Annotated in this window: 26 protein-coding genes and 1 pseudogene; 9 read left to right on the top strand and 18 right to left on the bottom strand. The window is 37.8% G+C overall.

The window, feature by feature from the left end; genetic code table 11:
• Window positions 1-20 precede the first annotated feature (20 nt).
• The 6 genes from E7X57_RS06075 to E7X57_RS06050 all read right to left on the bottom strand — a co-directional run bounded on the left by E7X57_RS06075 (window position 21) and on the right by E7X57_RS06050 (window position 5,650).
• Entirely contained in the window at window positions 21-1,181 is a 1,161-nt protein-coding gene (locus E7X57_RS06075) for a tyrosine-type recombinase/integrase (protein WP_135611659.1), read from the bottom strand.
• 287 nt (window positions 1,182-1,468) lie between these two features.
• Window positions 1,469-1,882, bottom strand: coding sequence for a hypothetical protein (locus E7X57_RS06070; RefSeq protein WP_210409039.1), 414 nt, complete (start codon window positions 1,880-1,882; stop codon window positions 1,469-1,471).
• Between the two features lie 129 nt (window positions 1,883-2,011).
• Entirely contained in the window at window positions 2,012-2,434 is a 423-nt protein-coding gene (locus E7X57_RS06065; RefSeq protein WP_135611654.1) for a hypothetical protein, read from the bottom strand.
• Between the two features lie 227 nt (window positions 2,435-2,661).
• A complete protein-coding gene (locus E7X57_RS12935) occupies window positions 2,662-2,922 on the bottom strand; it encodes an ATP-binding protein (RefSeq protein ID WP_135612095.1) in 261 nt (86 codons plus the stop codon).
• A 9-nt stretch (window positions 2,923-2,931) separates the two neighbouring features.
• Window positions 2,932-5,295, bottom strand: a complete 2,364-nt coding sequence (locus tag E7X57_RS06055; protein ID WP_135611652.1) for a histidine kinase N-terminal 7TM domain-containing protein — start codon at window positions 5,293-5,295, stop codon at window positions 2,932-2,934.
• A gap of 151 nt (window positions 5,296-5,446) precedes the next feature.
• Window positions 5,447-5,650 (bottom strand): hypothetical protein, encoded by a 204-nt coding sequence (locus E7X57_RS06050; protein ID WP_135611650.1) that lies wholly within the window; start codon window positions 5,648-5,650, stop codon window positions 5,447-5,449.
• A gap of 58 nt (window positions 5,651-5,708) precedes the next feature.
• Between E7X57_RS06050 and E7X57_RS06045 the strand changes: the two genes are divergently transcribed.
• Window positions 5,709-6,416 carry a DUF434 domain-containing protein gene (locus E7X57_RS06045; protein WP_135611647.1) on the top strand — a complete coding sequence of 236 codons (708 nt, stop codon included), beginning with the start codon at window positions 5,709-5,711 and terminating at the stop codon, window positions 6,414-6,416.
• 153 nt (window positions 6,417-6,569) lie between these two features.
• Here E7X57_RS06045 and rsgA read toward each other — a convergent pair whose 3' ends face one another.
• Complete coding sequence (gene rsgA, locus E7X57_RS06040) at window positions 6,570-7,370, bottom strand: GTPase RsgA (RefSeq protein WP_135611644.1); 801 nt, start codon at window positions 7,368-7,370, stop codon at window positions 6,570-6,572.
• A 227-nt stretch (window positions 7,371-7,597) separates the two neighbouring features.
• On the opposite strand from rsgA, the gene E7X57_RS06035 reads away from it, so the two are divergent.
• Both E7X57_RS06035 and E7X57_RS06030 read left to right on the top strand, forming a co-directional pair.
• Window positions 7,598-8,173, top strand: coding sequence for a flavin reductase family protein (locus tag E7X57_RS06035; protein ID WP_135611642.1), 576 nt, complete (start codon window positions 7,598-7,600; stop codon window positions 8,171-8,173).
• Window positions 8,174-8,327: 154 nt separating this feature from the next.
• Window positions 8,328-8,846 (top strand): pentapeptide repeat-containing protein, encoded by a 519-nt coding sequence (locus E7X57_RS06030; protein ID WP_135611640.1) that lies wholly within the window; start codon window positions 8,328-8,330, stop codon window positions 8,844-8,846.
• A 74-nt stretch (window positions 8,847-8,920) separates the two neighbouring features.
• Here E7X57_RS06030 and E7X57_RS06025 read toward each other — a convergent pair whose 3' ends face one another.
• Complete coding sequence (locus tag E7X57_RS06025; protein WP_135611638.1) at window positions 8,921-9,232, bottom strand: cupin domain-containing protein; 312 nt, start codon at window positions 9,230-9,232, stop codon at window positions 8,921-8,923.
• A 245-nt stretch (window positions 9,233-9,477) separates the two neighbouring features.
• Between E7X57_RS06025 and E7X57_RS06020 the strand changes: the two genes are divergently transcribed.
• Complete coding sequence (locus E7X57_RS06020; protein WP_135611636.1) at window positions 9,478-10,110, top strand: hypothetical protein; 633 nt, start codon at window positions 9,478-9,480, stop codon at window positions 10,108-10,110.
• Window positions 10,111-10,277: 167 nt separating this feature from the next.
• On the opposite strand, the gene E7X57_RS06015 is transcribed toward E7X57_RS06020, so the two are convergent.
• The gene (locus E7X57_RS06015) at window positions 10,278-10,730 is read right to left on the bottom strand and encodes an SRPBCC family protein (RefSeq protein WP_135611634.1); all 453 of its coding nucleotides are present in this window, start codon (window positions 10,728-10,730) and stop codon (window positions 10,278-10,280) included.
• A gap of 233 nt (window positions 10,731-10,963) precedes the next feature.
• On the opposite strand from E7X57_RS06015, the gene E7X57_RS06010 reads away from it, so the two are divergent.
• The gene (locus E7X57_RS06010; RefSeq protein ID WP_135611632.1) at window positions 10,964-11,176 is read left to right on the top strand and encodes an aspartate/glutamate racemase family protein; all 213 of its coding nucleotides are present in this window, start codon (window positions 10,964-10,966) and stop codon (window positions 11,174-11,176) included.
• A 3-nt stretch (window positions 11,177-11,179) separates the two neighbouring features.
• Window positions 11,180-11,680: an amino acid racemase gene (locus E7X57_RS06005; protein WP_135611630.1), complete on the top strand. Its 501-nt coding sequence runs from the start codon at window positions 11,180-11,182 to the stop codon at window positions 11,678-11,680.
• Window positions 11,681-12,018: 338 nt separating this feature from the next.
• Here the strand turns inward: E7X57_RS06005 and E7X57_RS12930 are convergent.
• The 4 genes and pseudogenes from E7X57_RS12930 to E7X57_RS05985 all read right to left on the bottom strand — a co-directional run.
• Window positions 12,019-12,276, bottom strand: a pseudogene (locus E7X57_RS12930) (ATP-binding protein); the annotation flags it as partial.
• Window positions 12,277-12,294: 18 nt separating this feature from the next.
• On the bottom strand, window positions 12,295-13,257 hold the full coding sequence (locus E7X57_RS05995; RefSeq protein WP_167880911.1) for a PAS domain S-box protein: 963 nt from the start codon (window positions 13,255-13,257) through the stop codon (window positions 12,295-12,297).
• Between the two features lie 291 nt (window positions 13,258-13,548).
• Window positions 13,549-14,985, bottom strand: coding sequence for a TrkH family potassium uptake protein (locus E7X57_RS05990; protein ID WP_135611626.1), 1,437 nt, complete (start codon window positions 14,983-14,985; stop codon window positions 13,549-13,551).
• A 276-nt stretch (window positions 14,986-15,261) separates the two neighbouring features.
• Entirely contained in the window at window positions 15,262-16,092 is an 831-nt protein-coding gene (locus E7X57_RS05985; protein WP_244603614.1) for a YihY/virulence factor BrkB family protein, read from the bottom strand.
• A 166-nt stretch (window positions 16,093-16,258) separates the two neighbouring features.
• Between E7X57_RS05985 and E7X57_RS05980 the strand changes: the two genes are divergently transcribed.
• Window positions 16,259-17,116, top strand: a complete 858-nt coding sequence (locus tag E7X57_RS05980; protein ID WP_135611622.1) for a hypothetical protein — start codon at window positions 16,259-16,261, stop codon at window positions 17,114-17,116.
• Window positions 17,117-17,139: 23 nt separating this feature from the next.
• Here E7X57_RS05980 and E7X57_RS05975 read toward each other — a convergent pair whose 3' ends face one another.
• The 5 genes from E7X57_RS05975 to E7X57_RS05955 form a co-directional block, all read right to left on the bottom strand.
• Window positions 17,140-17,991 (bottom strand): class I SAM-dependent methyltransferase, encoded by an 852-nt coding sequence (locus E7X57_RS05975; protein ID WP_135611620.1) that lies wholly within the window; start codon window positions 17,989-17,991, stop codon window positions 17,140-17,142.
• Between the two features lie 96 nt (window positions 17,992-18,087).
• Complete coding sequence (locus E7X57_RS05970) at window positions 18,088-18,423, bottom strand: DUF1622 domain-containing protein (RefSeq protein ID WP_135611618.1); 336 nt, start codon at window positions 18,421-18,423, stop codon at window positions 18,088-18,090.
• A 253-nt stretch (window positions 18,424-18,676) separates the two neighbouring features.
• On the bottom strand, window positions 18,677-19,165 hold the full coding sequence (locus E7X57_RS05965; protein ID WP_135611617.1) for a GbsR/MarR family transcriptional regulator: 489 nt from the start codon (window positions 19,163-19,165) through the stop codon (window positions 18,677-18,679).
• A gap of 52 nt (window positions 19,166-19,217) precedes the next feature.
• The gene (locus E7X57_RS05960; RefSeq protein WP_135611616.1) at window positions 19,218-19,535 is read right to left on the bottom strand and encodes a multidrug efflux SMR transporter; all 318 of its coding nucleotides are present in this window, start codon (window positions 19,533-19,535) and stop codon (window positions 19,218-19,220) included.
• 175 nt (window positions 19,536-19,710) lie between these two features.
• Entirely contained in the window at window positions 19,711-19,980 is a 270-nt protein-coding gene (locus E7X57_RS05955; protein ID WP_135611615.1) for a DUF3303 domain-containing protein, read from the bottom strand.
• Between the two features lie 439 nt (window positions 19,981-20,419).
• Here E7X57_RS05955 and E7X57_RS05950 point away from each other — a divergent pair, with 439 nt between their 5' ends.
• A complete protein-coding gene (locus E7X57_RS05950) occupies window positions 20,420-21,070 on the top strand; it encodes a YggS family pyridoxal phosphate-dependent enzyme (protein ID WP_135611613.1) in 651 nt (216 codons plus the stop codon).
• 29 nt (window positions 21,071-21,099) lie between these two features.
• Window positions 21,100-21,255: a hypothetical protein gene (locus E7X57_RS12445; protein ID WP_167880910.1), complete on the top strand. Its 156-nt coding sequence runs from the start codon at window positions 21,100-21,102 to the stop codon at window positions 21,253-21,255.
• The last annotated feature ends 123 nt before the right edge of the window (window positions 21,256-21,378 follow it).

Genomic DNA, 21,378 nt, shown 5'->3' with positions numbered 1-21,378 from the left:
CTTATTTCACACCAATTTTATTATTCCTTTCCTGCTTTGCTCAATGCCTGCATCAGTATTTCAGGATTGTTCTTTAATACTTCAATAATACCAGATATTGTATCATTATTCTCTGTTGTTACTTCCTTTGTCAACGGGAGGCCACAAAAACCACAAAATGACATATCCGGCTTAATTAACTTATGACAACGTGGACATTCGTCCATTCTAAGCCTAGTATCCCTTTCTTCAATCTCAATACCTGCACGTTTCAAAACTGCTTCATCAACATCTTTTGAAGCTAGATGTACATAGGTTGCAGCCATCTTGCTGTCTGCGGTCCACCCTAGGTAACGCTTTAAAGTCTGCTCTGTAAAATCCTTTGCTAACTCTGTAGCCTGTGCATGTCTAAAAGCATGTGGGTTTACAGGCTTTGTTATACCCGCTCTTTTTGCTGCACTTTTTAGTAACTTCCGGAATGACTGAATCGTTAAAACTTCATGTGTTCCCCCGATCTGACACCATAAAAATGATTCTGGATCCCTTCTGTTCGGGTGGTTCATAATCCATTGATTCATGTACATGGCTGAATAGACAACCATGATACGTCTTGCACCCGTCTTACCGTCTGGGAACTGTACATACATGCCCTTGTCGTGTGGCTCAAGGTGTTTAATTTGTAAACTCAACATTTCCCCTAGCCTTGCACCGGATTCGTACAGTAGGCTTATAACGGCTTTATCTCGTTGATTCTGACATGCGTTTATTAGTCGGTCTATATCATCAGCCGTCAATAACTCATCTGGAAGTTTGCGTTTTACCTTCCTAATCTTGATCTTGTCGGAAAGTTCCTCCAAACCTGCATAATTCAAAAAAGTCTTAAGGTTGATCTGTCGTGTTTTCTTTGAACTATCCGACATATCGCTATTTTCTAATTCAATCAAAGCGTTTTCGATATCAATGTCTGTTAGTTCGTTGTATTCTTTGATAATGATACTATCCCATTGCAGCAATGCGGATAAATGGTTACGGATTGTGTAAACGCTTGCACCTGATATTATGTATGAATTAATGAATCGTTGGTACAATTTCCTTTTAGTATCGCTGTTGGTATTCTCCAATAGTCGTTTTAATTGCCTGGCGTTTAATGCCTTTATTCTTTCTTTCTCATTATCGTGTATCCTGCTATCCTCGTTTGCCATGGAACATACCCTCAATTAAAGATGATATGTTAGTAATACAATACTTTAGGTTATATCCTTTTTGCAAATAATATACCCCCTTTGGTAATTAATAAATTTGAGATTCCTTCTACTTAAGGCTATACTTCAATGAGTCCTATTTGTCAACATTTCTAAAAAGAGGAGAAAGAAGTAACTCTTTCTAATTTACATATCCCAAAAAGTGCTCAAAACCATATTGGAAATTGCTATAAATTCATAATTGAATTTTGATCAGCATCCCCATTTAATTCTATGATCTAACTTTATCAGGGGAAAAACACAATGTCGAAATGAATAAACAGCCAGATCAGGTAAAGTAAACCGAGCAATATCCCAAATGGATAGGCTATGAACCACATGAAAGTAATTTCTGGTTTTTCAAACCGTAAGCTGGTAACTGTAAAAGCAGTGTTCACCCACACATGCCAGAAACTAAGCAATCCAAGAATGAAAAAGCCCAAGTGGGAATCTATCAGTATTAAGGCAATGCCTACAAAAGTAGCCGGACAAATTATGACTATGTCTGCAAATGACATTCCAAACAATATATTTTGCTCATGCCAATCATCGGTTGAACCATCCGGATTATCCATGGCTTTACCTTTGTAGACATTGATCTGGAACCATCCGAGGATAAGTGTAACTAAACCGAACAATACCAAAAGAATATATAAAGTCACTCGTGACAGAAGTTCAAGTTCCTGTATATTCCAGCCTCAGTTTGGATTTTTATTAACGAATTTTATATTCATTTTGAATTTATTAGATGTGCTTCATATTTTGTGATCATGGCTGATCAAAACACCATATTACCACGCAACTACAATTGTCAGAATACCGGTTATGAAATTTGTAAGGAACCAGATGATCCTAAATCTGTCCGTGGTGGTCTGATACCCTAACCTGTTCTGGTTCCCGACCCAAAACCAAAAACTTAAGCTATGATATAGAAAGATCACACCCGGGATCCAAGCCAGTTTAAACGCCCATGGTAAATTCAGGACCAGACCGACAGCCACAAGCCCATATATCCAGCCAATTGATGCATCAGCAACAGCTATTGCATGTTCATATACCTTGAACTCAGGAATCATTTTCTTTTCCTGAAGTCCTATTTTTGTGGCAAGATCCCAATTCAATATTGAGATAAATTGACCTAACCAATGGAAAATGAACCCTACAATAAAGATAAGGATACCAACAATTACATGCAAATAGGGAATTAGTTCCATATTATTTCCAACCCTGTGATGGAATTAGTCCTACTTCTTTCATGAATCTCTTCCAGATTTGTAACTTCAATCTGTCTTGTTGCCATAATATCAAAAACCCCTAAATAAAAAAGTGGAATGACAACATATATATTTTTTGTAGAGACTGAGAACTGTTTAATTAGTGGACCTCTACGGAAGCAATGGACTTTTTACCTTAAATTTTGATGAATCTAAAACTTCGTATTTTAATCGTAGTGATCCGAATTTGAAGGGAGAGCAAAAGTAAAAGTACTGCCTAAACCTTCCTCACTGTCAACCCAAATATTTCCGCCATGCATCTCAACGTATTTTTTCACCAAAGTAAGTCCTAAGCCTGTACCACCATATTCCTTTGAAGTTGATGAATCCGCCTGTTTGAAGGATTCAAATATTTCATTGTGCTTAGTTTGTGGTATACCAATTCCGTTATCGGATACAGAAACCTCTACCCTATTGTCACGATCAATAGCATTTAGCTATATGCAACCATTTTCAGGTGTGAACTTCAGGGAATTACTTAGTAGATTATACAATATTTGCTTCATCCTTAATTTGTCGGCATGCACTTCGATATTTTCAGAACGAATGTTATTACAAACTTCAATGTTCTTTTTATCTGCCAGATGTTTTATTGACTCTTCCATTTCACAAATGAAAGCAACCAGATCGAATTTCTCACATTCAAGTTTTAGTTCTCCGCTTTCTATCTTTGAAAGATCCAGAATGCCATTGATAAGGGCCAGTAAATGTTTGCCACTGGTTGCAATATTGTAAGAATATTTGATCTCCTTTGCACTCAGGTTCTCGAAAGGATCGCTACTTAGCAACTGTGAAAAACCGATGATAGAATTAAGAGGTGTGCGTAGCTCATGACTCATGTTTGCCAGGAATTCAGATTTTATACGATTAGCTTCTTCAGCTTTATTTTTAGCATCAATTATGTCTTTTTCAAATTTTTGGCGCTCACTTATATCCCTTGAAATTCCAAACATTACTTTTTTGCCGTTCCACTTACCGACTGTGATCCTGGTCTCAACGGGGATGTATGCTCCATCTTTGGAAACAAGAGGAATTGAACATGAATCAATTTTACCACAAAGCAGCTCGTTAATAACAAATAAGACCTGATCCATACTTTCTTTAGAATGAACATCAGTAACTTTCATTGATGAAAATTCCTCTTCACTGTATCCAAGTTTTAATCTTGCTGATTCATTTGTTGATATGATGTTGCCGGACCAATCCAGCACAAAAAAAAGCTCATCAATTGAATTAAACAGGTTTTCCAGATCGGTCTTCTGCCTATGCAGGATATCCTGAATTTTTGCTCTTGTGATATATTCCCCTGCAAAAGAGGCTATACTTTCAAGCCCATTCCTTGTTTGATCAGGAATGTCGTTGTAAGTATGAGATGAAAGACTCATACATGCAATAGCTTTGCCTTCGAAAAGTATAGGAATTGCAGTCATTGCCCTCAATCCTTCAGACAAAAAGTCTTCAGACAGACTATTAACAAGATTGCCTGATAGCATGTCAGAATACTTTATGTATACCGGTTTGCCATCCCTTACAATTTTTGCATTCAATGAATCCTTATCGTAATGGCTGCATTGTGCTACGAACTCTGGTGAAATCCCATTGTGTACGATCATATCCAGCCCCCCTTTATCACTTACCAGATAGATCCCACCGGAATCGATAGCTTCGATAGTTACCAGATGTTCCAACAGGGAATTCAGGGTGCTTATAAGATCAGAACGTGTTCCCATGTCGATCGAAAGATTATGTTGAATGGAAACGATCTCTTCTGTAAGCTTTCGAGCTGTAATATTGTCCAGAACGATCATTCTTCCATGAAAGTCACCATGTTTATCATAAAGGGAGGAAACATTGGCAGTAAACCAGAAAGTTGTACCTCCAACGCTTTTCTTCAACTCGATATTGTTCATCCCTTTATCATTAAGTTTAAGCCCCAGAAGTTCATGCCAGTATCCAGGCACTTCTGATGCCGATTTACCTATATCTTTTGCACCAAGGCCCAGATTTTTCTCTACAAATTGGTTAATATCAACAATTCTCCCCTTCCCATCAAGAACTATGACACCTGAAGGCATATTCTCAAAAAGGAAACTGCGTGCAAGAGGAGTTATATTGAATAATCTATAACGAAATATACCGATGTATATCATTATTGCAGTTAGAATGAAAGCAAAGGGTATAGGATCGAAACCCTCAGGAAAAAATCCTGCCAGATAAAGCAGGTATATTGAAAAAGGTAACAAAGAGTAGATAATTAGAAGTAGCAGGTGTATACCAAAAAAGGATCTGTTAGAGAAGTACATCTTAAAGAAAAGGACAATGCAAAACACTACCAATATGATCAAATAGAACTGATAGAACCAATAATAGATACCCGGTTCAAAGTAAAGACAAAAAAGTGGACCTGCAGTCTTGATGTAAGTAACTTCGTGGAACAGGTGATGCATCTCAATGGTGAATACAAGGATCAGCGTGATCACTGGAACAATAAAGATAGCAATAATCCTTGAAAGGGTGGCCCATTTTTCTCCTCTTGTATAGCTGATCGAGAATAGAAGCAAAAAAGCAGGGATCATAACGATGCCAACATACTGGAGCTTATACAAGAACAACGAAGTCTCCAGTGTTGTCGAAGATATTTCCAAAGCATAGAATATTGAATATATTGCAACCGAAAATAGTAGCATTGCAAAATAAGTAATGTATTCAGAGTCCTTGAACTGCCGGATATACAGTGCCATTATTATGAGCAAGATACCGGAAATTATTAAGAAATCCGAATATAAGCTAGGGTAGAACATGAAAACACCTTCAGTTAATGAAATATTTTCAGGAAAATAAGGTATTATATTATAAAAATATAGTTATTATATTTGCTTCTATTTTCGTTTTTAAAAATAGACATGATGGAAGAAGGCAGATCTTCGAAGATGTTAATTATGCACCTCATGCTCATATAATTGAGAAGACGATATATTTAGGTGTATTTTGACTTAAACAATAGGAACGAACGGACCGCCTTCCTTTAAGGATCCTTACGATGGAAATACTACTTTCAAGGATCGGATCAGGAAGTTCGAGATAAGGTAATGGGGGTGCAGGACCGGTCTCCGGATCAAACTGATAATTTCGGTCTTTTTCTGTATACCCACTCATCAAAACAAGAGATCGTTCTGCGACATCTATAAATCTTACTCACAGCAAAGTATTTGCAATGTCTGATAGACAACTGCTTCCAGTCGAAGAACTGAAAGAAAAGCTTTCAGAGCCTGCAATAGAAGTAAGGTACCTGCTCTCAAAAGGATATGCGAGAAAGAGTGCTATCACTTTTGTAAGCAACCATCACCGACTGACCGGACAGGAAAGGCATATACTCGCAAGACTTGTGTTCTCACCCGAAACTGCAGAAATCCGAATCAAAAAGAAGCTCAGTTGCTCTCAGTTAGAAGGATGCGATATCTTTGTTGATGGCTACAATGTCCTGATAACCATAGAAAGTGCACTGAAAAATGAACCCATATGGTTTGCAGATGATGGATTCCTGCGTGACATAAGTGGAGTATTCGGTAACCACAGGATCACGGATACGACCTGCATGGCAGTTGACGAGATGCTCTCAACGCTTTCAGCTTTGAAAGTAAGATCATCCACTATCCTCCTGGACTCCCAGATGAGCAACAGTGAGAAACTTGCAAAATTCATCTGCGAAAAAGCCAAAACCAAAAGATTAAAAGCCGATGCAAGAACCTCAAAGCATGTGGATTTCGATCTCAAGGAAGCGGGAGCACATGCAGTAATAGCAACTGCTGACAGTGTTATAGTAGATGCTGTGGATAAGGTGGCTGATGTTACGGAATGCTGGATGAAGGAGAATAGGAAAATTGGTAAGCCATTTAGTCTCAATGCTCATGTTAGAGAATAATTTGGTACATGGGAGTGGTGGTGGTGGTGAGGATGAGGATGGAGATGAAGATAGGAATGGGAGTAGTAGTCGATCCTGTTCCTTTTGAAAAGATGGAAACTGACCTTACCCTCATGAGATTGAACTAAATGGAAGCTATGGATACAAGGTCTTTTATGAATGGATGGCCGGATTATTGATAATAATTGCACCATTTGGAAGAAGTAATGCCTGACGAGTTGTAAGCATCTGCCTTCCATTCTCATCATCTTTCCAAACATTCATTATTTCCGGGGCATTTTTACCAAAAAAAGCATCTATAAGCATAGATTTCCCAACCCCGGGTGAACCAAGAAGTGCTACTGTATCACTAGGATTTATATAAGACTTAAGCAAAACCACACTCTCTTTTGAAAGAGCACTGATAGCAATTACAGGCACATCCCCTGTAACAGACTGTATTTTTTCTAGCATTTGAGATGGATCATCTGCAAGGTCGATCTTATTAAGCAGGACCACTGGTTTAGCACCAGATGAATGAACAATGGTAAGATATCGTTTAAGTCTTCGCAAATTGAGATCCTTTTCGATCGAAGTTATTAGAAATATAGTATCAATATTTGCAGCGATCAGTTGCTCCTCACGACAATCCCCGGAAGCTCCTCGCGATAAGCAGGTTCTTCTGGGTAAAATATCCACGATCTTATATGAGTTCAACTCATCCTGATCCAGCAGGACAACAAAATCTCCAACTACCGGTTGCTTACTAATTTGAAGGAGTGAGGGATCGAACTGTACGCTGATCACATCATCTGGAACCAGAATGTCGAAGACTGCTTTGTGTTGAGCTACCACTCTTCCAGCTAAGTATGGACCTGAATAAGCAGAAAAAGCCGATTCCAGTTCCTTATTCCAACCCGGGAGGTTATTTGTGCAGGAATGACCAGAGATCTCTGGCTCGTATTGGTCATTCATTAATATGAACTATCTAGTTAAACAGAGATAAGTTATTTGGTGATACATAAAAAAATATAAATATATAATATAAAGCAGATTCAAGTGAAAACTATCATTCATTTCAATTTTTGACCGTGATCGTTAAGTCTAAAATTATATTATAATTAGTTTATTACATAATTATTAATAAAAAAATTATAATACGTATGATAACGTTGAATATAAAGAAAAGTTAAAGTGATACAATGAAAATCGCCCCAAGAAAAAGAGAACAAATATTTACACTCCCTGTCGCATTGATCTCCACTACTTCAAAGAACGGAGTGCTAAACCTGGCCCCATGGTCCAATATAACTCCAATTCTCAGGCCTCTGGAAGAGATCGTACTTGCATCATGGATAAAAAGAGATACTCTCAATAACATAAGGGAGATGAAAGAATTCGTCATCAATATACCTTCAGTGGATATGTCTGATGAAGTAATGATCTGCTCAAAGAATTATCCTGCTGACATCGACGAATTCAAAGAAGCAGGGCTGACCACAAAAGCCTCTTCCAGCATTGAAACTCCAGGAGTGAACGGGTGTCTTGCCTGGGCAGAATGTACTTTTGTTGAAGAGATATTAAGGGATAAATTTTCTCTTATCATAGGCAAAGTTGTAAACCTTGAGGTAAACGAAAATTTCTTTAATCAAAATGGCGAAATGGATATTGAAAAAGCAAAGCCCATGTCCTGTATGCTTGGTAGAAATGGTCTTGAATTTACATATCCGGTCAGTAATGGAAAAACAGCAAACTACTCCGAAATGAGGATCAAATGATCACTTCATTTTTTCATAAAAAATAACTAATGGAATAAATTGACTTTCAACCGTTATTAAGACATAATTATCAGCCCAGTCGCTTGCGAAATAAGAATACTGTTGATCTCAGATGCAAAGATATCATATAAAACAAAAACAATATCCAGAGCTCATGGAGTACCAGAACGAAGAATTCGAAGCGGAAACCTTTAAGGATATCGACCTTAGAGATGCATCTTTCAAAAATTCAAGGTTTATTGATTGTGATTTTGAAAACTGCAATTTATCAAACGTAGATCTGGATAACACTAAATTCCAGGATGTCCGATTCAGGAACTGCAAGATATTGGGACTGGATTTTTCAAAATGCAATGACTTCATACTCACTTTTGGATTTGAAGACTCTTTCCTTTCACTGTCAGTGTTTTCCGATCTGAAATTAGAAAATACGGATTTTATCAATTGCCAGGTATATGATTGTGATTTTGTAAATACTAACATTACAAAAGCGAATTTTGAAAACTCCGATCTTAAGAACAGTCTCTTTAGAAATACTGATCTGAGCTTTACATCATTCAGGAATGCAAAGAACTACGATATCGATCCGAATAATAATATCCTCAAAAAGACAAAATTTTCGATCCCGGAAGTGATCGCCCTATTAAATATCTATGACATTGAGCTGGAATGAAAAACTGTTAAGCCAGAGCTTAGCAGCTTTTCCTGTCTATTGATAGATCCTTGTAGCTTTTCCTTTGACCGATCTTACTTTGTGAGACAAAGAAGTATTGCCAGATCTTCCTCCGCCTGAAGAGAATGGGGTGCATTTGCTGGCATGAAGATAAAGGTACCTTCCTTCATCCCGATATCCTTATCAAACAATCTGAAAACACCTTTTCCTTTCAGGACCTGAACAACTCCTGTTTTCGTAGAAGTATGTTCGTCAATGTTCGTTCCGGCAGCAAGGCACATCAGGGTATAGTTATAGTCTTCAGCCTTGGCAAGTACCGTACTGAAGATCCCTTCAGATGGAAACTGCATCAATTCACTCAGATCCTTTGAAAAACCTTTATCCATATCTATCACCTCTCTTCAACAAAATTAGTACTAAAAAATCTCACCGGTATCAGAAAGAACAACGATAATCACTTACCCTTGTTTTCAATTCTTTTTGATAATAACAATCTATCATGTTAACATTCGCATTTAATGACTTATATGTTTGCATATTTTTTATTAAGTAAAATGGTCAACTACAAAACCGCTAATTATCAGCAGATCATACGATCAAATTTATAGAACTATAGCTCTTCATAATTTATATGAAAAAAGTTGATGTACAGGAACTATACAAGCAATCCTATGTTGACAATAACTTTGAAAGGGCAGATCTGTTTGAATCCCTGAAAACCAGATTCAACATTAATAGTGCCCTTTATCCAGGAAGTTTTGTACATATTACTCCTTCTTTTTTCTTCCCTGAAGTTGTATATGTGGATAGTGATCCGCGAGCAAAGAAATTCTTTGAACAAAAAAGTTCAGTTGCTGATCAGATCTCAAAGAAAAAAGCCTATGACACAAATGCTGTGTTCCATTTCATACCTTCTGATTACTCCAGAGAGCTGGATCTTAACGAAAAGAGTTTCGATCTGCTCATCTCACAGTATGCTGGCTTTGTTTCACAGGAATGTAAAAAATATCTGAAAATTGGTGGGTTACTGCTTGCAAACAACAGTCATGGGGATGCAGGGGTGGCATTCATCGATGATGATTATGAATTCATTGCAGCTATCTATGTAAAGAGTGGAAGGCATCATATCACTGACAGGAACCTGGGATCATATTTTGTTCCAAAAAAGCAGATCAAGATTACAAAAGAATATCTCGAGGAGCTCGGGAAAGGAATAGGGTACACTAAAACAGCTAACTCGTATATTTTCAGGAGAATTTCCTAAAAGGTTTACGCTTAGTATTTCCGAACATTGTTGCATAGAAAATAAAGAAAACAAAATCGACAGACATGTACCATTTAATGAAAGATCAATGAAAACTTCACATACCATTATTCCAGAGCAGTTCCATATAATATATTAACTATTAGATAAGAATTCATTAAAGGGATTTAAGGATCTGGATCTTCCAGTAGACTTTTAAGATTTACTCCTTCCTCCCGCATGTGCTCCCTTATAGCATTAACTCTTTTTTTAGCAATTTTCGAAAACAACCATCCAAATCGAAAAGAAAGTGTAGCTGTGAACAAGCAACTGTTACCACTAAGAGGTTCTACGGAAAATGAACCACCGGGAGAAATCATAGAATGTGGGAACAGAACTTTGTATTCTATCAATTCACCTTTTTTGAACCCGGTTATTTCAAAACTTAATTTATCCAATTTGCCACCGAGATATTCCTCGGAGTAAAGAACCGAGCCCTTCTCAAAATTTCCCCCACTGATCCATTTTGCAATTACATGATCCTGATGCCACGATGTGTAATTTTCTGTGAAATGAGATAACCATTCAAAAATAACTTCTGGCGGTCGGTTTATTGTTACGGAATCTTTTAATGTGAGCACATTTTACACCCTCATATCCCCTTGCTAATCTAATAACAAAGAACGGTTGTTTTTATCCCAAAAATAACTTTGGTAATATCAGATTTACGATGATAAAAATTTTTTGATATATTAATAAAAATACAAAATTGATTTATGATAATAGCCCAATAAAAATATAGGTACTGAATTTAGCCATAAAATGAGAATATATGGGAAGATCTTGCAAATGGGGAAGTTTGGGGAGCAATTGAATGAAAGTCAGAGCACATGACAAAACGGTTGGAATTTTAGGGGGGGTGGGGTCTGAATCAACTGCGCGTTTTTTCTTAAAAGTTATCAAAAATACTCCCGCCAAAACTGATCAGGATCATTTGAGGATCATCATTGATAATAATCCAAATATACCAGACCGTACACTGGCAATACTTGGATTGGGTATCAGCCCTGTAGAGGAAGCAAAATAGTCTATCGAGACTCTGGAAAATGCTGGTGCAGAGGTGATCGCAATACCATGCAATACTATGCATTACTTTTATCGTGAACTACAAAATAGCACAAGGATTCCCATAATAAACATGATCTCAGAAACTACCTCTTACATCCATAAAGCATTTCCGGAGATCAAAAAAATAGGGTTATTGGCCACTACCGGCACACTAATGACCAGACTATATCATGATTCGATCGATGGAATCGAAATAATAACTCCAGATGAAGAATTACAAGAAAGAGTCATGAATTCAATTTATGGAGAAGAAGGAATAAAGGCAGGATACATAGAGGGAAGTGCACGTGAAAACATTTTAGAGGTAATTGAAGTGCTCATCAAAGAGGGTGCAGAAGCTATAATTCTTGGTTGTACAGAACTTACTTTACTTTCCATTAAAGAAGAAGTACCTGTTCCATTAATAGATCCTTCACAGATCTTAGCAGAAGTTGTGGTCAAAAAGGCAAGATTGCAGATATGACTTTGTAATACTTTAAAAAGTAATATGCAAATCTCAAGCTTGATCCGCTGAGCTCACACACCTCACCATAGCCACATTTCATGCAGGGCACATCACCGACTATCTTAACGTCACCGACAACATTCATGCCTTCTGATTATTTATTTTAGAGAAATACGGAGGCTGTTCTACTTAAAAGAAAAATTTTGCTTTTTGTGCTTCTCTCTTACTGATGAAGAGATAGAATTTAAGGGGTCAAGTAAAGAAATACATTGAACAATATTCTGATACTAATTTCTGTAATGTAATCGTGAAGAAGACTCTCGCTTGAAGCGCTTTTTTAAGTTCAATAAAAGAGCTTATGGGTTCATGTAAGAAACGGAATTAAAAGGAATAGTAAAAGTAAAGGTACTACCCCTGCCTTCTTCACTATCAACCCATATATTTCCGCCATGCAACTCAACATACTGTCTGGCCAAAGCTAATCCGAGACCTGTGCCCCCATATTGCTTTGAGGTTGAAGAATCAACCTGTTTGAAGGTCTCAAAGATTTCATCATGTTTATTTTTCGGGATGCCTATACCGTTATCCGATACAGATATCTCTAACAGGTCGTCACGATCAGTCGCAGTTACCTATACACACCCATTTTCAGGTGTGAACTTCACGGAATTGCTTAATAGATTATACAGAACTTGCTTCATCCTTAACCTGTCAGCATACATTTCGATACTTTCTGAACTATACTGATTAGAGATGTTAATGTTCTTTTTGTCTGCCAGATGCTGCACTATACCTTCTACTTCAGAAAAGAAAGCATGTAAACCGAACTTTTCATATTCGAGTTCAATTTTACCGCTTTCTACTTTAGAAATATCAAGAATGTCATTGATCAGGTCCAGCAAGTGATTTCCTGCATTCATTATATTGTATGAATATTTTACTTCCTTTTCGTTCAGGTTGCCATAAGGATTGCTATTTAGAAACTGTGAGAAGCCGATGATAGAATTAAGAGGAGTACGCAATTCATGGCTCATGTTCGCGAGGAATTCAGATTTGATCTGACTGGCTTCCTGGGCCTTATTCTTTTCAAGTATTGCAGTTTGGGCTTTCTTACGTTCAGTAATGTCCCTGCCAACAGAAATTATATAAGGATATCCAGTAGACGTAAATAGACTGCTACTTACTTCTGCAGGAATCCTTGAACCGTCCTTTTGAATAGCAGTTATCTCTAATATTGATGAATTTTCGAGAGGTTGAAAAACTTCACCTTTAATGTTCATTGGTTTTGAATCAGAATCATACAGATCCTGCACATACATGTGCAATAGCTCATCCGTACTGTAGCCTAATGTCCTGATAACTGTACTATTTGCGTTTACAATTGAACCATCTTCCCGATACACGACTATTGAATCATTTGAATTATCAAAGATCTCCTGAAAATTATTATTAGCCTCGATCAGGCTTGCGGATTCTCTTTTAATTTCACTGTAAAGATGGTATGAAAAAACAAAGAGACAGAATACCAAAAAAAGAGACGTTAGAAGTATGTCACCTATTTCATAATGCTCATACAGATAGACATGGAAAAACATTTTTTCAAACAGATCAAATGTTATAAAATAAGTTCCCACAATGATAGTTAAAAATGCAATAATTGACATTTCGCGAAAAATAGTTTTTGAATAAGTAAGCTCATTCATTGAATTCCCCCGGACATACATGTCGCAAATATCGATGTGAATTGATATGTGCAATATGAACAATTAACCCCAATAGAAATTCCTTTGTTATTATATTTATAATTATATGTCAAGTCAAACTATTTTTGAAAAATAAAGAAAATGAAGAAAATAAGGTAAGAAACAAGTATAAAACGATCTGCTTCACTTCTTCCAGAAAGCCGGCGTCAGTATTACCATGACTGTAAACACTTCAAGTCTTCCGATCCACATATTTGCGGTGAGAAGCAGCTTCCCAAGATCAGGAATAGAATCAAAACTGGCCATTGGACCTACAAGACCGAGACCGGGACCGACATTGCCAAGGGTTGCAATGGAAGCACTCAGGGAAGTAACGAAGTCCATTCCCATTAGTGAGAGCATGGTCGAGCTGGCAACGAAGATCATGAAGTAAATTACCATGAAGGACACGATGGAATGTATAACATCCTCAGGAACTGTCTTGCCGTTAAAGCGGACATGCCTGATGGCTTTTGGGTGAAGCACCTTGAAGAGTACATTCTGTGCGTATTTTAGCAGGAGAAGTACACGCACTACTTTCACACCACCTGAAGTGGAACCTGCACAACCTCCGATGAACATCAACAGGAAGAGGATGAATCTTGAGGAATCAGGCCAGAGATTAAAATCCGCTGTTGCATAACCGGTTGTTGTGAGGATAGAAATGACCTGAAAACTGCTGTACCTGAAGGCATCTGAGAACGAATAGACTCGGGTACTAAAAAGCATATAGGCAAGAACAACGGTGGCGATGGCAATTATCGCGAAGTAGAACTTAAACTCCTGGTCCCTTATCAGGCTTTTTTTATCAGAAAATATTGTTTTGTAATGAAGGGCAAAGTTTGCCCCCCCAAGGAACATGAAAACTATAAAAATACCCTCTACCAGAGGATCATTAAAAGCTGCGATGCTGTCTGAATAAGGGGAAAAACCTGAACAAGAGATCGATGTGAATGTATGGGTTATTGAATCATAAAGAGACAATCCTGCAAGGTCCAGAACGATCACTTCTGTAACTGAGAGTGCAATGTAAACAATCCACAAGATCTTGGCAGTCTCCCTGATCCTCGGTCGCAGTTGTTCTTCGTGAAGACCCGGAACCTCTGCACGGAACATCTGGCGCCCTGCAATGCCGAGTTTTGGCAGGATAGCAATGAACAACATGATGATCCCCATACCACCAAGCCATTGTGTCATACCTCTCCAGAAGAGCAGGCTTCTGCTATGACTTTCAATATCGCTAAGTGCTGTGGCCCCGGTAGCCGTTACCCCGGACATAGATTCAAATAAGGCATTGACCGGAGGTACACCCTCGAGCATGTAAGGAAGAGAATAGATCACTGCTGCAATAAGCCAGCCTGATGCTACAATGAAAAAGCCTTCCTTCATATTCCATTCCTCTTCTACTTTTGTGAAGAACAATGAAAAAACAAAAGCAATAAGCATCGTTATTATCAAAGGTAAGCCAAAAGTTAAAAGTGGTTCATCATAATAAAGAGCCACAAACAATGGAATGAACATAAATACAGCAAGCAGCCAGAGGATAGAACCCAGTACACCCAGAACTACATTATATCTCAAGCCGATCCCACCACATTATATTATCATATTAACATCTTTGTTTTTGCCACATGAAGATCATGAGGCTATTTAATCTCTTTACAAAACCTCAGGAAACTTAGTCTCTATTCTTTAAAACATTCTTCATGTAGATATTCATCCAATTTATATAGGTGTTCTGTGCAGGTTCTTTAGAGGAATAGCATGTGACATTTTGAACTCAGTTGATCAGAGGGTGAAGTGCATGGCTATAACCCAATTATTATTGAATAGATAATTGGACAGGGTAGAAAAGTATCATTTATTCCCAACAATCTGGTGTTCAATGTCTGAATAGATTGTGATAAATTCGGCCATCAGGGTTACGATAATAGAAGAATAATACAACCATAAAAAGATCGCAAGAAAAGCCCCAATTTGTGTATAGACCGTTGTTAAATTGCTGTATGAAAGATATAAGCTAAAAAGATATTTGCCAATGGTAATGAAAAAAACAGTAAGAAATGAACCTGTTGCAATATACTTGATGTCGATCTTCTTTTCAGGAAGTGTCTTGTAAAGATAGATAAAAAGAACTGTGAGTACGAACACGTTTGCGATAGAAGAAGTATATTGGATAATGTCCAGAGAAAATGGAATAATGGTCGTCAGTATTTTTGAGATCACTACTAAAAATATCTCGGCAAGAATGCTCATTATAAATAACAAGCTAAATATAAAAACCGCAACAAATGAAGAAATACGTTTATTAAAAATTCTTCGAACAAATCCTTTTTCATACTCTAAAACTCCCCACATCTTATTGATCGTTTTCTGGAAATGCAAAAAGATATTGCCAGCACTCCAAAGAAAAAGTAAGAAACTGATCATCAATCCAAAGGTAAGGGAACTTGTTTCCGGTAATTGCTGGAAAAGCAGGTTCAATGAGTTTATGATCTCTTCATCTGCAAAAGGTGAAATGTACTCGATAATTGTTGCCTGAAGTCGTTCCACTTTCAGGAACATTCCACCAATTGATAATGAAAACAAAAGTAAGGAAGGAAGACTGACTATTAAATAAAATGAGAGAGCTGCACTGAAAGATATACCGTCGTCAGCGTTCCACTTTTTAATAGTTTGTACAACCATACCCCTGAACTTTTCCATAAAAAGTAATTAACGTATAGCTACAATTAGTTTATGACACCAAATATCCAGATATAGATGAATATAGAAGCTATGAAACTGACAAAAAGCAGTACACATCCAAACACAATCAAAAGAACTATTCATGATCAAATTCTAATTACTTCTAATGGACAAACGATCAGAAGAAATCCCGCTGGAGCCATGGGCAAATATCGGATTTGAGCAGCCGGACTTCGAAATAATAGAGATCTACCGGCTGGAGCAGCGCATAGGCAGCCTTCCACAGGTAGCACAAGACATCCGCAACCTGATCACCCGGCTGGAAATCTGCCATTTTAAATTTAAGCATCATGTCCTGCGAATAATAGAATCCATTGGAAGGATGGAGATTGACATTAATCCCGACTCAATTGGCAGTGCACACCCTAGATGTGGAGAAAATGCCTGGCGTGCAGACAAGACAGGGAGGAGTCGGAAAGGACAGGAATATATCTGGGTACTGCAGACATGGCTCTCGGGAGAGAAGCCACCAGAAGAAGATCCTCGAGGTATTCCCGAAAAGCTTTTCGAGGAAGTATATAGCTCTCTGGGAGAAAGAAGCAAACACAAGGAAGCACTCGTTTCAGCGCTGCTTGACAGGCTCCTGTATTTAGAGACAGAACGAAAAGCATTAGAGGAACAGTTCGAATCCCTCATTTACCAGATCGATCGAACCGACATTTGCCATTATGCATTCCCTGAAAATATCAAAAAGACGATTGAAGCCATAGGAGAACTAAAGCCATCACCTGACTTTGAAGGATGTAGTTCTCATGATGAAGAACACCAAATAATGGCACTGCATTATGTCATGGAGCTGAATGCCTGGCTGCACGGTGAGATAAGCGAAACAAGTAGAATGCTTGGAGAGAGAACACTTCTAAAGGAATGGCTTGTCGCATGTCTGGCAAAGACGATAAAGGAACTCGCATGGTTTGAGGAAAACATCCTGGAGCTCAGTGGTTCCGGGGAACTTAGCAATTAATTAGAATTCAACATATTTGATTTTTAGACCTTCCTGCCAACAGCAAGAACGTAACCCACATGCTTCGAAGTAGATCTATTTCTCATCAGGATCCTTTTACCTTTACTAAGTTGCCGGAACCTGTTCCTGATCTTCTTGCTTGCTAATGTATATCTGGTCATTCCTACCATCAAGCTCATGAACAGCCGGGCAAATTTTCCGAAACCGCCCATTGATTTGCTCATCAGTTTTAGATCCTTTACACTCACAGAGACTTTATTTTTGTGCACCTGGACATCGCTTAATTCCGCATTTTGAAGCCACTGCCCCCAATCTTCAGACGAGGGGAGTGAAAAAGGCAATTGTGTGATCTCACCAAAGATGCGTTCAGCTTCCATGATCTCTTCCTCTGAGGCTTGAGGGATATTCCTATCCCTATACATCTCATTGATCCCAACCATTCCTCCGGGTTTTAACACGCGTACGAATTCCCTGAATGCCCTGTTCGCATCAAGGAACTGTGACACGAACTCGGTGATCACCACATCAAAAGTATCAGGCTCAAAGGGCAGGTCGTAGGCATCACCCATGCGGAATTCCACCCTCTCACCAAGACCTAATGCCTCTGCCCGCTCCTTTGCCTTCCTGATGGAAACCTCCGCAATATCGACACCAACAACAGAACAACCAAAGCTTTGAGCTACAAAACACGCACTAAATCCTGTACCACATCCAACCATCAGTACCTTGCTGTCCTTGTTGATCCGGCACAGTTCAGCCAATCGTTCTGTCGATGTTAAGCCACCCACATGAAAATACGGCACACCAAGGTGGCTCATGAAATCATAGTAACCCAGATCCTCGATCTCTTTCATTGAAAGGGCGTTTTCTTGCATAATGAATCACTTCAACAGTTAAAACAAACATATGTATTTGTTATGCATTCAATGATCGATACTACCAAATCATTGATTTTAAATCATCATATTGATTCAATCTAACTGATACTCTTGTGCTTCTTTACCCAGGAAATATCCCAGAACAGTCCTGATACCTACGACTGCACCCAAAAGTATAAGCTCTTCAGTTGTTGGAGCTAACACCGTCTCAAGAATATCGGCTGCTATGTAAAATTCGAGTCCGAATATTATTTTATTAGTTAGGTCTCTTCGGATCCCATTATATTCATATGGTTCCTTAAAGATCTCAAGCATGATTACTTTATAAATTGATCTCAAGCCACCATACGTTATTAAAATACTTCCTACGATCGTGAATAAGCTTGCGATTATCCTTAAGATAAACTCTACGATTATATATGTATCCACATAATCCCCCTAATAAGAATTACTTTAAAAGTAAATAAAGAGTGGTACTTATGCCTTTAATGAAGTGATTTAAATTAAAAAAGAAAGGAGAAAAACTTACTTCCCCTTAACGATCTGAACCAGACTAATTGGCATAAGAATTAGAGCTATCAAGATACCAAATAGTTCCTCTAATTAGAGAATGATATAGAAGTACCATATCTCTAAAAATTGAATTAATGCAAAAAAGGTATTGGAAAAAGCAAGTAACAGCTTAAATCTGCTTCTTTTTTAAGTGATCTATTCGATCATATATATGATGGATCAATTCTTCAAACTTATTGATCTCTAAGAGATAGTTCTCATACGTTTGGAGTTTTATTTTTTGCTCTTCAGTATTGGCATGGTCTCCATACTCTTCTATAAGAGGAGTTATCTTTTCTTTTGCAATGTCTAATTCAGTTTCAAAACCATTCCTGATCTGTATAGCAAAGGCATCCAACAGATTCTTTTCCATATGCAGATATGTCTTGCGAGATCCGGGTTTGTGTATCCGCTTTATACCCCAGAAATGTTCAATATTCTTTATCTTAAGGCTGATAGAAGCAAGGCTATATCCGGTCCTCTGTACCAGTTCCTCCATACTTATTTCATTGGGTTCAAAGTTAAGTATCGATAAGATCTGTGCAGTGGAATCATCAACTCCATAGCCTCTAAAGATCTCATGACCAATGTCAATTATCTTTTCTTCAATGTCAGTCATTTTTCTCACTTATATATCAGATTATTTCTATTAAAGATTGGGAAATGCATGATCAAGCGGATACCAGTTTTAATCCACCAATTCCAACAGCAATTAATCCGATAAAGAAGAGCCTGGTCATATTCATTGATTCATTAAAAAGGAAAATTCCCAATACTGTCGTCCCAATGATCCCAATGCCTGTCCAGACCGCATAGGCTGTTCCAACAGGCAATGTTCTCAAAGCTTTTTCCAATAGATACATGCTTAAAATTAAAGTAACTACTGTAAATACCACTGGATAAAACTTTGTTAAACCATCACTATATTTTAATCCAACTGCCCATCCAGTTTCAAATATTCCTGCAATTAGTAAGTATATCCATTCCATAATTTCTACCTTTCGTAGCTTTTAATAATTATTAAAATCTATTGAGTTAAAGGTTGCCTTTATACTTGTTGGTACAAAGGTCCATTTTAATTGTAGGTTTTCAAATATGAAAAAATGGAAAAAAGGAACTAAATGATGAAAACTGAAAACTTCGGTTTATCAATTTCCTGAGTGATCAATCCATATGCTCGGTCATGAATTTCATAACTTCACTTGCTTCCATTACTGGGAAGCTATCGAAATAGAATATATCCCTCCAGGGGAAAGTGGCAGCTGCATAAGCTTCTGCATTCTCTGCATCATATATCAGAACGGTCCTGCAGCTTGACAGGTCGATCCATTCTCCTATTACCTTAATTCCTTCCGGAAATTCCCAGGTTGAATAACGCTCTTCTACTTCTTTACTATCCTTTGGATCCCATGTGACTATATCTATGAACAACATTTCTTAACACTCCCCATTCACTTACGTACATTTTATCGATTTAACTAATCACAGCCAAAGCCCCCGGCTTACAGCTGATCCAGATAAGAGAATTTCATTTCAGCATTCCCAAACCCATAAAGAAGATTTACATTATCACATATATTCTTTTTTATGTGAGCATTCTTATAACGAGTATAAAATTAAAGAGTAAAAGCAAAAATCATCAAAATTATATTTCGAAGCTATCTGAGATTTACTGAATATCAATGGAGCAGTCCATGATTATATGCTAAATCGATGAAAATAAAGTTCTCGAAGGTTACTTAGTATTACATGAAGAAGCCCGCAGAACCAAACGAACGTTTTATATAAAATTCATTGTACTTAGTCAATATAGACCGCAAATTAACCTCTTAAATGCATTATATCTTGAATAAAAATCGTATTGGGAACTTAAATGACAGTCGATGAAAATGTAAAGATGATCCTTAAGGAACTTGGAAGCATAAAACTTGTCTCCGTCACAAAGACGATAGACCCTGACAGGATAAATGAATCCATCAAAGCCGGAGCCACCATCATAGGGGAGAACAGAGTTCAGGAATTCGAGGACAAATGTGATGAGATCCTGCCCTGTGAAAAGCACCTAATAGGACATTTACAGACAAACAAGGTTAAAAAAGCCGTTCACCACTTTGATGTGATCCAATCGGTTGACTCACTGAAGTTGATACAGGACATTGATAAGAAAGCCAAAGACATTGACAAGGTACAGAAGGTCTTCCTTCAGATAAATATTGGCAACGAGCCACAAAAATTCGGTTTTGGGTCCGATGAGATCGGACAGGTGCTAACAGAGATCCATTCACTCAAAAATGTTGATGTGAAAGGACTAATGTGCATACCCCCTTACGTATCACCTGAGCAAACACGTTCATATTTCAAGAAGATGAAAGCACTTTTTGATGAAATGAAGCAGGTAGATCAGGACAATATAGACATCCAGGAACTATCAATGGGAATGTCCAATGACTACAGGATAGCCATCGAGGAAGGAGCTACGATGGTGCGTGTTGGTTCTGCAATATTCGGGAACAGAATATACTAAAATTTGACTTAGAACTGCTAGAGCTATGAATGACACAATTTAATCCATTATATCTTCTGGAACTCCCACTACTCCTTGTTGTCAGATTGCTCATGTTAGTATCTGCTGTTATTCATATCGTAGTCATAATCCCAATGCTGCATATCCCCTATGCAATCGTTTCCGTTCCTATCAGGAACATTTAAGCTTCTGCTGGCACTATCGGTATTTCATATGACAACGAAATGATGGCTATCAAAAACATCGTCTCATCGAATGTGGTGTCAAGAAGGAATCTGCTTATTGCCGTCCCGGCAGCAGTCTTCTCC

The sequence above is a fragment of the Methanococcoides sp. AM1 genome (assembly GCF_900774055.1).
In the GTDB taxonomy this organism is placed as follows: Archaea; Halobacteriota; Methanosarcinia; order Methanosarcinales; family Methanosarcinaceae; genus Methanococcoides.
This window is presented reverse-complemented; position numbering and strand designations above follow the sequence as displayed.